At 62.8% G+C, this 13,211-nt stretch carries 14 protein-coding genes; 6 read left to right on the top strand and 8 right to left on the bottom strand.

Annotated features, from left to right (window positions below):
* Window positions 1-6: 6 nt before the first annotated feature.
* Window positions 7-693, bottom strand: a complete 687-nt coding sequence (locus tag AC07R1_RS31025; RefSeq protein WP_011060290.1) for an MlaA family lipoprotein — start codon at window positions 691-693, stop codon at window positions 7-9.
* 204 nt (window positions 694-897) lie between these two features.
* Between AC07R1_RS31025 and pcrP the strand changes: the two genes are divergently transcribed.
* Together pcrP and AC07R1_RS31015 are read left to right on the top strand one after the other, a co-directional pair.
* Window positions 898-1,518, top strand: coding sequence for an HAD superfamily inactivated hydrolase PcrP (gene pcrP / locus AC07R1_RS31020; RefSeq protein ID WP_495111258.1), 621 nt, complete (start codon window positions 898-900; stop codon window positions 1,516-1,518).
* Window positions 1,519-1,640: 122 nt separating this feature from the next.
* A complete protein-coding gene (locus AC07R1_RS31015; protein WP_011060288.1) occupies window positions 1,641-1,904 on the top strand; it encodes a DUF4404 family protein in 264 nt (87 codons plus the stop codon).
* Between the two features lie 61 nt (window positions 1,905-1,965).
* Here AC07R1_RS31015 and queF read toward each other — a convergent pair whose 3' ends face one another.
* A complete protein-coding gene (queF, locus tag AC07R1_RS31010; RefSeq protein WP_011060287.1) occupies window positions 1,966-2,796 on the bottom strand; it encodes an NADPH-dependent 7-cyano-7-deazaguanine reductase QueF in 831 nt (276 codons plus the stop codon).
* Between the two features lie 68 nt (window positions 2,797-2,864).
* Window positions 2,865-3,416: a copper-resistant cuproprotein CopI gene (gene copI, locus AC07R1_RS31005; RefSeq protein ID WP_019093682.1), complete on the bottom strand. Its 552-nt coding sequence runs from the start codon at window positions 3,414-3,416 to the stop codon at window positions 2,865-2,867.
* 157 nt (window positions 3,417-3,573) lie between these two features.
* Here copI and AC07R1_RS31000 point away from each other — a divergent pair, with 157 nt between their 5' ends.
* Window positions 3,574-4,254: a heavy metal response regulator transcription factor gene (locus AC07R1_RS31000; protein WP_495111257.1), complete on the top strand. Its 681-nt coding sequence runs from the start codon at window positions 3,574-3,576 to the stop codon at window positions 4,252-4,254.
* Window positions 4,254-5,615 carry a heavy metal sensor histidine kinase gene (locus tag AC07R1_RS30995; RefSeq protein WP_174395721.1) on the top strand — a complete coding sequence of 454 codons (1,362 nt, stop codon included), beginning with the start codon at window positions 4,254-4,256 and terminating at the stop codon, window positions 5,613-5,615. The genes AC07R1_RS31000 and AC07R1_RS30995 overlap by 1 nt, the downstream gene beginning before the upstream one ends.
* A 69-nt stretch (window positions 5,616-5,684) precedes the next feature.
* On the opposite strand, the gene AC07R1_RS30990 is transcribed toward AC07R1_RS30995, so the two are convergent.
* The 3 genes from AC07R1_RS30990 to AC07R1_RS30980 form a co-directional block, all read right to left on the bottom strand.
* Window positions 5,685-6,929: a lipoprotein-releasing ABC transporter permease subunit gene (locus AC07R1_RS30990; protein ID WP_011060283.1), complete on the bottom strand. Its 1,245-nt coding sequence runs from the start codon at window positions 6,927-6,929 to the stop codon at window positions 5,685-5,687.
* A 71-nt stretch (window positions 6,930-7,000) separates the two neighbouring features.
* The gene (lolD, locus tag AC07R1_RS30985; RefSeq protein ID WP_495111256.1) at window positions 7,001-7,684 is read right to left on the bottom strand and encodes a lipoprotein-releasing ABC transporter ATP-binding protein LolD; all 684 of its coding nucleotides are present in this window, start codon (window positions 7,682-7,684) and stop codon (window positions 7,001-7,003) included.
* Between the two features lie 7 nt (window positions 7,685-7,691).
* Window positions 7,692-8,942, bottom strand: coding sequence for a lipoprotein-releasing ABC transporter permease subunit (locus tag AC07R1_RS30980; RefSeq protein WP_011060281.1), 1,251 nt, complete (start codon window positions 8,940-8,942; stop codon window positions 7,692-7,694).
* A gap of 94 nt (window positions 8,943-9,036) precedes the next feature.
* Here AC07R1_RS30980 and AC07R1_RS30975 point away from each other — a divergent pair, with 94 nt between their 5' ends.
* The gene (locus AC07R1_RS30975) at window positions 9,037-9,624 is read left to right on the top strand and encodes a PilZ domain-containing protein (RefSeq protein WP_011060280.1); all 588 of its coding nucleotides are present in this window, start codon (window positions 9,037-9,039) and stop codon (window positions 9,622-9,624) included.
* A gap of 50 nt (window positions 9,625-9,674) precedes the next feature.
* Complete coding sequence (locus AC07R1_RS30970; protein WP_015634820.1) at window positions 9,675-10,397, top strand: glycerophosphodiester phosphodiesterase; 723 nt, start codon at window positions 9,675-9,677, stop codon at window positions 10,395-10,397.
* A 42-nt stretch (window positions 10,398-10,439) separates the two neighbouring features.
* Here the strand turns inward: AC07R1_RS30970 and sthA are convergent, their stop codons facing one another.
* Both sthA and AC07R1_RS30960 read right to left on the bottom strand, forming a co-directional pair.
* Window positions 10,440-11,834 carry a Si-specific NAD(P)(+) transhydrogenase gene (gene sthA / locus AC07R1_RS30965; protein ID WP_011060278.1) on the bottom strand — a complete coding sequence of 465 codons (1,395 nt, stop codon included), beginning with the start codon at window positions 11,832-11,834 and terminating at the stop codon, window positions 10,440-10,442.
* Window positions 11,835-12,035: 201 nt separating this feature from the next.
* Window positions 12,036-13,010 carry an FAD:protein FMN transferase gene (locus AC07R1_RS30960; RefSeq protein ID WP_404673321.1) on the bottom strand — a complete coding sequence of 325 codons (975 nt, stop codon included), beginning with the start codon at window positions 13,008-13,010 and terminating at the stop codon, window positions 12,036-12,038.
* Between the last annotated feature and the right edge of the window lie 201 nt (window positions 13,011-13,211).

Below are 13,211 nucleotides of genomic sequence, written 5' to 3'. Positions count from 1 at the left end.
TCGAGCCTAGAAGTCGTCTTCGACCTTGCCGTCCTTGATCTTGAATTCGCGATTCTGCAGGTAGGCATTGCGAATGAAGGTGTATTTGTCACCGCGAATCAGCTTGTCCGCCGAGAGCAGGCTGGCACGGGTATCGACGACATCCACCCCCATGGTGATGTTGCGCGCGGGGATGTCATTCATGTAGCGGTAGGGTTCGGTGTAGCTGTCGACATACTTGGCCGGCGCATCACGCAGGGTGCTTGGCCCCAGCAACGGCAGCATCACGTAGGGACCGCTGCCCACGCCCCAATGACCGAGGGTCTGGCCGAAGTCTTCGTCATTGCGCTGCAGGCCCATCTTGGTACCGACATCAAAGAAGCCCGCCAGGCCCAGGGTGGTGTTCATCAACAGTCGCGCAGTGTCGACACCGGCAGCACCAGGTTTGGCCTGGAGGATGTCATTGGCGAGGTTGCCGACATCACCGATGTTGCGAAACATGTTGTGGATGCCATCTTCCAGAAACTGCGGAGTGACGGCCTGATAGCCCTGTGCCAGAGGCTTCAGGGCATAAGTATCCAGCGTATCGTTGAAGGTGAAGATGGGACGGTTGATGCTTTCCCATGGATCATCTTCGGCCGCCTGGGCAACCAGGGGAGCCAGCGTCACACCGGCACTCATACATAGTGGAACTAGATAACGGCTCCAGCGCATAGCAGGAAACTCCTTCGATTGTTCTCTCGTGGGGCTATGCCCTGAGGATAAGTTCAGGAGTATAAAGCGGATATGCCGGTTTAGGCAGCATCACCGCAAACCGTCTTCAGTCAGGGTTCAGCCAACCTTGCTGCCATTCACCGTACTGTCACCTGCATGTCATGTTCTGCCGCTAGCCTCCAAGGGTATTTCAAGGACGCTGACATGCCCCACGCCGACGCCTCAGTGCAACCCGCCCGCCCATTGACTGCCGTACTCTTCGGCCTCAGTGGCTGCCTGGTGGATTTCGGCGCGCGGATGCGCCAGCAAGCCACGGACAAACCTGATCCGGAGCAAGCCCAAGCCACACCTGGCGCACTGGAAACGCTGCGGCGCCTGCATCAGCAAGGCATCCCCTGCGCCTGGCTGGAGCAGCTGCTCCCCGCCAGTAGCCGCCAATTGGCTGCCGTCCTGCCGGACTGGATCAAGCCGGCACCTCACTCCCCCGCCCCCTGGCCCGCACCCGATGCCTGCTGGCAGGCGCTGATGGCGCTCAATGTCAAAGGCATCGACGGCTGTGTCCTGGTCAGCGGCGAACCCCAACTGCTGCAGTCGGGCCTCAATGCCGGCCTCTGGACCATCGGCCTGGCCTCTTGCGGCTCCCTGTGCGGCATGCCCCCCAGCGAATGGCAGGCCCTGAGCCAGCAGGAACGGGAATTCAAGCGTGGCAAGGCCACGGTGCAGCTCTTCGGCCTGGGGGTGCATTCGGTCATCGACCATCTGGGGGAGTTGAACACCTGCCTGGCGGACATCGAACTGCGCCGGCTCAAGGGTGAAAAACCCTGACATAAGCCTGTTGATCAGGATCATGCACAGCGCCTGGGAGTGGATTACTCTAAGCCGTGGGCATGGACCTTTGACTCGACAGCGCGGTCCATCCCTGTGCCTATCAATAAAGGGAGAACGCCATGCCTGCCCGCGAACTGCAAGAACAACTCGACACCCTGCGCGAGCAATTGGAACAGAACCCACCGCTTTCCGAAGCCGAGCGCAACAATCTGCAAGAGCTGATGCAGCAGATCGAACTGCAACTCAAACTGGAGACCGGCACCCAGGACGCCAGCCTCGCCGACGGCGTCAACCTGGCCGTAGAACGCTTCGAACTGGAACACCCGGCGATTGCCGGAACCCTGCGCAATATCGTCCAGACCCTGGGCAACATCGGCATCTGAGCAACCCCCGGTAGCCAGCCCCACAAAGCAAAAGCCCCGCTCTCGGAGCGGGGCTTTGCTTTTACTGGCGTACCAACCGGTGATTGGCGAAATCCGCGGTTTCGGTACTGCGGTAAGGGTTGATATCCAGCCCACCGCGGCGCACATAACGCGCATACACGGTGAGTCTCTCCGGCTTGAGCAAGCGTTGCAGGTCGAGAAAGATCCGCTCCACGCACTGTTCGTGAAAGTCCGAGTGCTGGCGGAAGCTCACCAGATAGGCCAGCAGGCTGGCGTGATCCAGAGCCGCGCCCCGGTATTGCACCACCACGCTGCCCCAGTCCGGCTGGCTGGTTACCGGGCAGTTGGACTTGAGCAGATGACTGTGCACGCTCTCCTCCACCACGCGCGAAGCATCGCAGCGCAGCAGTTCGGGGCGCGGGTGCTCATAGCTGTCGACACTGATATCCAGATCATCGATACACACCCCAGGCAGCGCCACCACGCCTTCGGCCTCGACCTCCTGCAGGCTGCGGATCCGCACGCCTACCGGCTTGCCGGCAGCAGCCGACAGATCAGTGCGCAAGGTGGCCTCAAGGGTCGCCCGATCATCGAACGGCGTCTGGTTCAGCGAATTGAGGTACAGCTTGAACGACTTGGATTCGATGATGTTCGGCGAATCGGCGGGAATGCTGAACTCACCGATAGCCACTACTGGCTTGCCCGACGGCAGCAGCCAGGACAACTCGAAGCAGTTCCAGTAGTCCACGCCCTTATAAGGAAGGGTATCGGCACTCAAGCCCAGCTCGGCCCATTTTGCCGCCCGGGGAATCGGGAACAGCAAGGACGGGGTGTAAGTGGAGACGTATTCACTGGACTTGCCCAGCGGCGAATGTTCGGCTGCGGGATGCATGGCGGAAACCTGACTGAAGAATCAGCGGATTCTATCAGCCTTTGCTCCCGCCTTTGAGCCCCGGATGCCTATGGGGTGACCGTCAGCTTGCCCACCATCCCGGCCTGGTAGTGCCCTGGAATGTTGCAGGCGAACTCCAGGTTGCCGCTCTTGCTGAAGGTCCAGGTCAGTTCCGCCTGCTTGCCCGGCTCCACCAGCACGCTGTTGGGATCGTCATGCTGCATGCCATGGTCCATGCCTGCCATCGAGCCGTGGCCCATGGCTCCATGATCCATCGCCTTCATGCCGGTCGGGGTGAGCATGCCGCTCTGCTGCATCTTGAGCATTTCCTGCTGGTGCTCGGCATGCATGGCCGCGTTGCCCAGATTGAACTCGTGCAGCAACTGCCCCTTGTTGATCAGCACGAATCGCACCGTCTCGCCGGCCTTGATCTCCAGGGCCTTGGGATTGAACGACATGTCCCCCATCACCACCTCGACACTGCGAGTGGCCTTGGCCGCAGGCGCCGGCTGGCCAAAATCGTAGGAGCCGGCCGGCGAGGCCCAGAGCGGTGCGCTCAACAGCATCAGGCAGCCCCCCAGGATCGATCGGCTTCGCCACAACAGGTTTTGCATACTCATCATCAGACTCCAACAAGATCGGGATTCAGCCTGTGGCACACTCTAGAGCCCTGCCGCTGCCAGCCAGCTGACATGCAGATTACAACTTTGTCAGCTTGCACTGCCCTGGCCTGCTGCACGGTATAAAGCCCGGGTTCCAACCGCCACGAGTCCCACCATGAAACTGCTGATCGTCGAAGACCAACCCAAAACCGGCCACTACCTGCGCCAGGGCCTGAGCGAGTCCGGCTTCAACGCCGAACTGGTGGCCGACGGCAGCACCGGCCAGCACCTGGCCCTGACCGGCGACTACGCTCTGCTGATTCTCGACGTGATGCTGCCGGGTCGCGACGGCTGGCAGATCCTCCAGGCGGTGCGCAGCGCCGGGCTGGAGATGCCGGTACTGTTCCTCACCGCCCGGGATGCCGTGCAAGACCGGGTGCACGGCCTGGAACTGGGGGCCGACGACTACCTGGTCAAGCCTTTTGCCTTCTCCGAACTGCTGGCCCGGGTCCGCAGCCTGCTGCGCCGGGGCAGCGCCGTGGCCCAGGAAACCAGCCTGCAACTGGCAGACCTGCGCCTGGACCTGATCCGCCGCCGGGTAGAACGCGGCAGCCAGCGCATCGACCTGACCGCCAAGGAATTCGCCCTGCTGGAAATGCTCCTGCGGCGCCAGGGCGAAGTCCTGCCCAAGTCGCTGATTGCCTCCCAGGTCTGGGACATGAATTTCGACAGCGATACCAACGTCATCGAAGTAGCCATCCGCCGCCTGCGCCTGAAGATCGACGACGATTTCCCGAACAAACTGATCCATACCGTACGCGGCATGGGCTACGTGCTCGAAGAGCGCCAGGCCTGATGCGCCGCCTGTCCCTGAGCGGGCGCCTGGCGCTGCTGTTCGCCGCCTGCACCGCAGTGGTCTCATTGTTGGCGGGGGTGTTGTTCAGCCGCGCCAGCGAAGCCCATTTCATCGAACTGGATCAGCAACTGCTGGACGGCAAGCTGCTGGCCCTGCGCAGCGCCTTGCAGGATGTCAACGAGGCCGGTGACTTCCCCCCGCGCCAGGCCAGGCTGCAGGACGAACTGAGCCACCAGCCGGACCTGCAGCTACGAGTCGGCGACGCCAATGGCCAGCTCTGGTTCGACAGCGCCCCCGGCCTGCCCGCCTCTCTGCCTGGCGGTGCCGGCCTGCGCAGCCTGGAGCAGGCCGGCACCGCCTACCGTCTCTACACAGCAGCGCTGAATCCCGGCCAGGCGGCCTCGCCGCAATTGACCCTGATCCTCGACATCACCCATCACCAGCACTTTCTGCAGCGCATGCAACACCTGATCTGGCTCACCGTGGGCCTCTCGGCCCTGGCCACTGCCCTGCTCGGCGCCTGGGCCGCCCGCAGTGGCCTGCGCCCGTTGCGGCGCATGGGCGCGGTGGCCGCCGGGGTCTCCGCCAGTTCCCTGACCCAGCGCCTGCCCCAGGAACAGATGCCCGCCGAGCTGGCGGAACTGGCCAGCAGCTTCAACGCCATGCTGGGCCGTCTTGAAGAGTCGTTTCAGCGCCTCTCGGCATTTTCCGCCGACATCGCCCACGAACTGCGCACCCCTTTGTCGAACCTGCTGACCCACACCCAGGTCACCCTGACCCGCCCCCGGCCGCTGGAGGACTATCGCGAAGCCCTGCACAGCAACCTGGAGGAGCTGCAATGGATGGCGCAACTGGTCAACGACATGCTGTACCTGGCCAAGGCCGACCACGGCTTGCTTACACCCAGGCGCGAAGCGCTGGAGCTGGCCCAGGAAACCGACATGCTGCTGGAGTTCTATGGCCCCCTGGCCGAAGACGCACAGATCGAACTGACCCGTGAAGGCCAGGCCGGCTTTGCCGGGGACCGCAGCATGCTGCGCCGGGCGTTGTCCAACCTGCTGGACAATGCCCTGCGCTTCACTCCGGCCGGGGGCGCGGTCAAGGTGCGCATCAACGAAAGTGCCGAGCACCTGAGCCTGAGCATCGAGAATACCGGCGAAGGGATCGCCCAGGATGTACTGCCACGCCTGTTCGACCGTTTCTACCGGGCCGACCCGGCACGGCGCGAAGGCAGCAGTGAACATGCGGGGTTGGGGCTGGCGATCACTCAGTCGATCATTCGTGCCCACGGCGGGCAGATCCGATGCGAATCGGCAGCGGGCTGGACCCGTTTCGTGATCGAGTTGCCAAGGCAGGATTGAAGGACTGTTCGCCGGCCAGCCGGCTCCTGCACCAATCGGACAGGAGCCGGCGGCCGGCGAAGGCGGGTCTCAGGAGTAGCGCAAAGCGTGGGCCGGCTCGACCTTGGACGCGCGCCAGGCCGGATACACGGTCGCCAGGAAGCTCAGAACGAAGCCGGCACCACAGATCAGCACCACGTCGCCGCCCTGCAGTTCAGAAGGCAGGTTACTGACGAAATACACATCGGAGCTGAAGATCTGCTGGCCGCTGATTCTTTCCAGCCAGCCCACCAGCTCACTCACGTTCAGTGCCGCGATTACCCCCAGCACCCCGCCGATCAGGGTGCCGACGATACCGATCACCGTCCCCTGGACCATGAAGATCGCCATGATCTGCCGTGGTGTGGCGCCGATGGTGCGCAGGATCGCGATGTCCGCCCCCTTGTCATTCACCACCATGATCAAGGTGGCGATGATGTTGAATGCCGCCACCGCCACGATCATCAGCAGCAACAGGCCGATCATGGTCTTTTCCATCTTCATCGCGCTGAACAGGCTGCCCTGGGTGTGGGTCCAGTCATCGGCGCGGAAGTCCGCCCCCAGGCCCTTGGCGATATCCGCCGAGACCTTTGGCGCGGCATACAGGTCCTTGACCGCCAGGCGCACGCTCTGCACCTGGTTCGGCTGCCAGTGCTGCATTTCTGCAGCATCGGCCACATGAATCAGGCCCATGGAGCCATCCAGCTCGGCCCCCACCTTGAATACCCCAACCACGTTGAGGCGTTGCATGCGCGGGGTGATCCCCCCCGGTGCAGTGCTCACTTCAGGCACGATCAGGGTCAGCTTGTCGCCGACGTTCAGGCGAAAGCGCCGGGCCGTGATCTCGCCGATCACCACGCCGAACTCGCCAGGTTTCAGGTCTTGCAGGCTGCCCTGGACAATATGCTGGGCAACGATGGACACCTTGCCTTCCTGGGCCGGATCGATGCCGCTGATCTGGATCGGCTGCATCGCCCCCTTGTAGGAGAGCATGCCCTCCATCTCGGTAAAGGGCACCGCGGCGGTGACTTCCGGATTCTTCAGGGCCGCCGCGGCCACCGGCTGCCAGTCATCGATGGGCTTGACCCCAACGATAGTGGCGTGGGGCACCATGCCGAGGATGCGCGAGCTCATTTCCCGCTGGAAGCCGTTCATCACCGACAGCACCACGATCATCGCCAACACGCCCAGGGCGAGGCCGATCATCGAGGTCATGGAAATGAACGAGACAAAACGATTGCGCCGCTTGGCGCGGGTGTAGCGCGTGCCGATAAAGATCGATAAAGGTCTGAACATGGGCAAGGCACCCTGGAAAGATTAATGACCCGGCATCGACAGCCCAGCCGCCGACGCCGTGTGCGGGCGCATCAGATGGCGATCAGGTGACCTTCTTGCAGGTGCAGTACGCGGTCCATCTGTCGAGCCAGGTTCATGTCGTGGGTCACCACCAGGAAGGCGGTGCGCATCGAGGTACTGAGCTCCAGCATCAGGTCCTGAATTCCCTGGGCCGTGTGCGAGTCGAGGTTGCCGGTGGGCTCATCGAGCATCACCAGCCCCGGCTTGTTCACCAGCGCCCGGGCAATGGCCACCCGCTGGCGCTCGCCACCGGACAGCTCGGCCGGTTTGTGCTCCAGCCGATGGCCGAGCCCGACCCGCTCCAGCAGCGCGGTGGCACGCTGACGGGCTTCCGGGATCGGCGTGCGGCCAATCAGCAGCGGCATGCAGACGTTCTCCAGCGCGGTAAACTCCGGCAGCAGGTGGTGGAACTGGTAGACGAAGCCCAGGGCGCGGTTGCGCAACTGGCCGCGGGCCTTCTCGCCCAGCGCCGAAAGCTCCTCGCCCGCCAGCCAGACGCTGCCCTTGGATGGCGTATCCAGGCCGCCCAGCAGGTTGAGCAAGGTACTCTTGCCCGAGCCGGAAGTGCCGACGATGGCCACTCGCTCACCCGGGTGCAGCTCCAGTTGCAGGCCAGACAGGACCACCACCGATTCCGGGCCTTCCTCATAGGACTTGCCCAGGTCGCGGCAGCTCAGGATTGCTTTTTCACTCATGCCCAACTCACTCATAACGTAGCGCCTCCGCAGGCTGGGTGCGCGCCGCACGCCAGGCTGGATACAGGGTGGCGAGGAAACTCAGGACCAATGCCGCGCCGCAGACCATCAACACATCCTCGGCCATCAGTTGCGACGGCAGGTAGTCGATGAAATACACGTCGGCATTCAGGAATTTGTGGCCGATCAGGCCTTCAAGGGCGGAAATCGCGGCACTCACGTTCAGCGCCGCCAGCATCCCCAGCACAGCACCGATCAAGGTGCCGACCACGCCGATCACCGTGCCCTGGACCATGAAGATCGCCATGATGGTTCCCGGCGTCGCCCCCAGGGTGCGGAGAATGGCGATATCGCCCTTCTTGTCGTTCACCACCATCACCAGGGTCGAGATGATGTTGAACGCGGCCACCGCGACGATCAGCAGCAGCAACAGGCCGATCATGGCTTTTTCCATGCGGATGGCCTGGTACAGGTTGCCGTGGGTACGGGTCCAGTCGCGAGCGTAATAGTGGTTCTCACCCAGCTGCTGGGCGATTTCCCAGGCGGTGCGCGGGGCCTGAAACAGGTCGTCGAACTTCAGCCGCAGGCCTTGTACCTGATCCGCCTTCCAGCGGTGCAGGCGACCCAGGTCCTGGAGGTTGGTCAGGCCCAGGTAGCCGTCGATCTCGCCGGCGCCGACATGGAAGATGCCCACCACGGTAAAACGCTTCATCCGTGGGAACATCCCGGCCGGGGTCACCGTGACTTCCGGGGCGACGAAGGTCAGCTTGTCTCCCAGGCCGACACCCAGCTTGGTTGCCGCCTTGTCACCAATGACAATGCCGAAGCTACCGGGCGCCAGCGCGTCCAACTGCCCCTGCTGCATGAAGTGGTCGATGATCGACACCTGCCGCTCCTGCTCAGGGTCGATGGCATTGAGCAGCACCTTCTGCACCTGGCCATTGTTGGTCAACAGGCCCTGCATCTGGGTGAACGGTGCCACCGCCAGCACTTTGGGGTTCTGCTTGACCTTGTCGGCCAGGCTTTGCCAGTCGCTGATGGGTTCGCCGGATTCGATGGTGGCGTGGGGCACCATGCCCAGCACGCGGGTGCGCATCTCATGATCGAAGCCGTTCATCACCGACAGCACCACGATCATCACGATCACGCCAAGGGCGAGTCCGATCATCGAAGTCAGGGAAATGAATGACACAAAATGATTGCGACGCTTTGCACGGGTGTAACGCGTGCCGATAAAAGCAAACAGAGGTCTGAACATGTCGGGGCTTGTGCAGAGGAAAAGAAGACGTCCTTGTGGCGGGGCCTGGTAAGCAGCTTTACACTCAGACCACTGCCTCTACCATGGGTTCGCCATGTCGACATTAGATGAAGAAGATCGCCGCGAATACTACCGTATCGAGGACACGATCGCACTGGAAATTAGCCCCTTGTCCGCCCTCGACGCGGCGAGCAAGGAAGTGTTGCAGGATGAGTCCCCACTGTTCAATCTGCTCAGTGAACTGCACCTGAGCGAATTCGAATCCCAGCATCTGCTGCGCCAGGTCAGCGAGCGCGATCGCACCCTGGCCAGCTACCTCAAGGCCATGAACAAACGCATCGACCTGCTCAGCCAGGTGGTGGCGCAAACGGTGTTCGGCAAGTTCGGCGAGCCGCAGCGGGTCATTCTGTCCGAGGGCGGCATCGAATTCAGCCATCACCAGTGCTACCCAACCGGCAGCCATCTGGCGGTGAAGCTGTTGCTGATGCCGCAGGCCCTGGGCCTGCTGCTGCGGGCCAAGGTCACCCACTGCGAGCCCCAGAGCTTTGGCACCTTCGAAATCGGCACCGAGTTCGAAGCATTGACCGATGCCCAACGCCAGCTGCTGGCGCGCTATATCCTGCAGAAACAGGCCCAGCAACGCCGCCAGGCCCGGGAGCAGAGCGACCCCGCCGCCGGCTGAGCAGTACGCCCGACCCTCTCTTAAGGAACAACATCCGTGAAGGAGCAATTGTGACCCTGATCTATGGCCATCGCGGCGCTAAAGGCGAAGCACCGGAAAATACCCTGACCAGCTTTCAGGAGTGCCTCAAGCACGGCGTGCGCCGTTGCGAGCTCGACTTGCACCTGTCCATGGACGGCGAGTTGATGGTGATCCACGACCCGACCCTCAAGCGCACCACAGACCGGCGCGGCAAAGTGGTGGAGCATTCCGCCGCCGAGCTGGTGACCTACGACGCGCGCAAGGGCGGCCCGGGCTGGGTCAACCCCTGCCCCATTCCGCGCCTGGAAGAGCTGTTCGAGAAATGCGACTTCGAGCACTGGCAGCTGGAGGTCAAAAGCGCCTCACGCACCCGCGCCGCCACCACGGTGCTGGCGATTCGCGAAATGGCCCAGCGTTTCGGCCTGCTGGACAAGGTCACCGTGACCTCAAGTTCTCGGGAAGTATTGAAGGCCGCCGTGGAGCTGACCCCGGACCTGTCCCGCGGACTGGTCGCCGAATACGCCTGGCTCGACCCATTGAAGGTCGCCCAGAGCTATGGCTGCGAGATTCTGGCGTTGAACTGGACGCTGTGCACCCCAGAGCGTCTGCAACGGGCGCAGCGGCAGGGCTTGCATGTGTCGGTATGGACCGTCAACGAGCCTGCGCTGATGCGCAGGCTCGCCGACTTCGGCGTAGATAGCCTGATTACAGACTTTCCCGGTTTGGCCAGCGCCACCCTCGAGAATCGCTGAAATCGGTCTCCCCGGCCGGCTCAGGCCACCGGCCGGAGCCGCTCAAAAAAGCCGGTTGAGACCATCGTATGCCGCTACCCGATAGGCTTCGGCCATGGTCGGGTAGTTGAAGGTGGTGTTGACGAAGTACTTCAGGGTGTTGAGCTCGCCCGGCTGGCTCATGATCGCCTGGCCGATGTGCACGATCTCCGAAGCCTGGTAGCCGAAGCAATGGACGCCGAGGACTTCCAGGGTTTCCCGGTGGAACAGGATCTTCAGCATGCCTTGAGGCTCGCCGGCGATCTGCGCACGGGCCATGCCCTTGAAAAACGCCTTGCCCACCTCGTAAGGCACCTTGGCCTGGGTCAGTTCCTGCTCGTTCTTGCCGATGGAGCTGATCTCGGGAATGGTGTAGATCCCGGTCGGCACGTCGTTGACGAAGCGCCAGCTGCCGTTGTCCACAATGCTGCCGGCCGCGGAACGCCCCTGGTCGTGGGCGGCACTGGCCAGGCTCGGCCAGCCGATCACGTCACCGGCCCCGTAGATGTTCGGCACGCAGGTGCGGTAGTTCTCGTCGACTTCGATCTGGCCGCGGCTGTTGACCTTGACCCCGATGTTCTCCATGCCCAGCTTGTCGGTGTTGCCGGTACGGCCGTTGCACCAGAGCAAGGCGTCGGCCTTGATCTTCTTGCCGGACTTGAGGTGCAGGATCACGCCGTTGTCCACACCTTCAACGCGGTCGTATTCCTCGTTGTGGCGCACGGTGATGTTGTTGTTGCTGAAGTGGTAGCTCAGGGCCTGGGAGATTTCCGAATCCAGGAAGCTCAGCAACTGGCCGCGGTTGTCCACCAGCTCCACCAGAACCCCCAGGCCACTGAAGATCGAGGCGTATTCGCAACCGATGACCCCGGCGCCGTAGACGATGAGTTTGCGCGGGGTATGGCCGAGGCTGAGGATGGTGTCGCTATCGTAGATACGCGGGTGGCTGAAATCGATATCCGCGGGGCGATAGGGGCGCGAGCCGGTGGCAATGATGATGTGCTTGGCTACCAGCTTTTCCACCACGCCGTTGGCGCAGACCACTTCCACGGTCTGCTCGTCGGCGAAGCTGCCAGTGCCGAAGAACACATCGACCCGGTTGCGGGCGTAGTAGCCGGTACGCGAGGCCACTTGCTTGGAGATGACCTTCTCGGCGCTCTTGAGCACGTCCGGGAAGGAGAACCAGCGCGGCTCGCCAATGGCCCGGAACATCGGGTTGGTGTTGAACTGCATGATCTGCCGGACCGAGTGACGCAGGGCCTTGGACGGGATGGTACCCAGGTGGGTGCAGTTGCCGCCGACCTGGCGACGGCTATCGACCATCGCCACTTTGCGTCCTGCTTTCGCGGCGTTCATCGCCGCACCTTCTCCAGCGGGGCCTGAGCCCAGCACCACTACGTCGTAGTTGTAGACAGCCATGCGTACTCCTCAGAACAGGCCGAGACACCCTTCTGGCGTCTCCGGCTAAATCATGCCGCGGCCAGCGGCATGAAGGATCAATTTGGCTCGGTTACGAACCCGGGCACAGTCTATAGAAGCGTCAACGCCGCGCACATTAACCCTTGGTCGCGTCGTAGGCTACTTTTGCCTGCACTACAGGCTGCGCAACAGCGCACCAGGTTATTGTTTTTGCCCGGCCAGCAGCGCATCGAAAGCCGGGTTGCTGCGTGTGACGAAACCTGTAGCGCTGCGCATCACAAAAAATCCGGCGATGCCGTGTTTTTCCGCGTAGTCCCAGCCCGCCTCCGGGCCGAGTATCAGCAACAGCGTCGACAGGCCATCGGCCATCAACGCCGAAGGATGAATCACCGTTACCGAGGCCAACGGGTGGGCGATGGGTTGGCCGAGCCGGGCATCGAAGGTATGGGAGTAACGCTGGCCGTCCTGCTCGAAGTAATTACGGTAGTCGCCGGAAGTGGAAACGCCAAAACCATCCAGGGCGATCACCCGCTGGGCTACCTGCTGGTCATCACGCGGCTCCTCCAGGGCTATCCGCCATGGTGAGCCGTCGGGCTTGCGACCCACGGCCTTGAGCTCACCGGTGGCTTCGGCAAGGAAGCTGTCGATCCCCAGTTGCGTGAGCCGGGCAGCGATGCGGTCCACCGCATAGCCGGCGGCGATGCTGTTGAAATCCACCTCCACCGGCGCATCCTTGCACAGCTCCTGCCCTTCGATACGCAGGTGAGCGTGCCCTACCCGCTGCCGCACCTCAGCCAGGGCTGACGCGCCGGGAACCTTTTCCTCTCGCCCCTGAGGGCCAAAACCCCAGAGATCCAGCAGCGGTTCCACCGTCAGGTCGAAGGCGCCATCGCTGTCCCGGGACAACTGCTCACCCACTCGCACCAGCTGCAACACCGGCTCCGGCATCGGCTGGCAGCTATCGGCGGGCAAGGCGTTGAAACGCTCGATGTCCGAATCGCTGCGATAGGTGGACATCTGCCCGTCGACCTCCGCCAGAATCCCCTCGACCTCAGCCTGTACCAGGGACGGCGCCGGCCCCTGGGCGTGACGCACATACTGCACCGACCAGGTGCTGCCCATGGTCGGCCCGGAGAGGCTTTCCAGATGCTCGCCGCCACAACCGGCCAACAGCACCAGCGCGGTGTACAAAGCGCTCCATCGCGATCGTTGCTTACCCGACAAGGTGTTCCTCCCGATCAACCGCCCTGCTGGGCCAGCTGGCAGTGCAAATGGCCATTATGCGACAGACGGAGGCCGCCTGCCCGGAGTCCCACCGCCTTGGCTACGGGCAGAACCTTGATCTAGAGCCGCCCTGCCACCCCAAGAGTTTTTGTT

The sequence above is a fragment of the Pseudomonas sp. GW821-FHT07F01 genome (assembly GCF_059418825.1).
Note: the sequence above shows the minus strand (reverse complement) of the source record. Positions and strands in the feature narration are given on the sequence as shown.

Coding starts and splice junctions, on each gene's coding strand:
- AC07R1_RS30980 (WP_011060281.1), bottom strand. CDS start 8,942: ATGTTCAGACCTCTGTTTGCTTTTATCGGCACGCGTTACACCCGTGCA.
- AC07R1_RS31025 (WP_011060290.1), bottom strand. CDS start 693: ATGCGCTGGAGCCGTTATCTAGTTCCACTATGTATGAGTGCCGGTGTG.
- copI (WP_019093682.1), bottom strand. CDS start 3,416: ATGAGTATGCAAAACCTGTTGTGGCGAAGCCGATCGATCCTGGGGGGC.
- lolD (WP_495111256.1), bottom strand. CDS start 7,684: ATGAGTGAAAAAGCAATCCTGAGCTGCCGCGACCTGGGCAAGTCCTAT.
- sthA (WP_011060278.1), bottom strand. CDS start 11,834: ATGGCTGTCTACAACTACGACGTAGTGGTGCTGGGCTCAGGCCCCGCT.
- AC07R1_RS30975 (WP_011060280.1), top strand. CDS start 9,037: ATGTCGACATTAGATGAAGAAGATCGCCGCGAATACTACCGTATCGAG.
- AC07R1_RS31000 (WP_495111257.1), top strand. CDS start 3,574: ATGAAACTGCTGATCGTCGAAGACCAACCCAAAACCGGCCACTACCTG.
- AC07R1_RS30995 (WP_174395721.1), top strand. CDS start 4,254: ATGCGCCGCCTGTCCCTGAGCGGGCGCCTGGCGCTGCTGTTCGCCGCC.
- queF (WP_011060287.1), bottom strand. CDS start 2,796: ATGCATCCCGCAGCCGAACATTCGCCGCTGGGCAAGTCCAGTGAATAC.
- AC07R1_RS31015 (WP_011060288.1), top strand. CDS start 1,641: ATGCCTGCCCGCGAACTGCAAGAACAACTCGACACCCTGCGCGAGCAA.
- AC07R1_RS30990 (WP_011060283.1), bottom strand. CDS start 6,929: ATGTTCAGACCTTTATCGATCTTTATCGGCACGCGCTACACCCGCGCC.
- pcrP (WP_495111258.1), top strand. CDS start 898: ATGCCCCACGCCGACGCCTCAGTGCAACCCGCCCGCCCATTGACTGCC.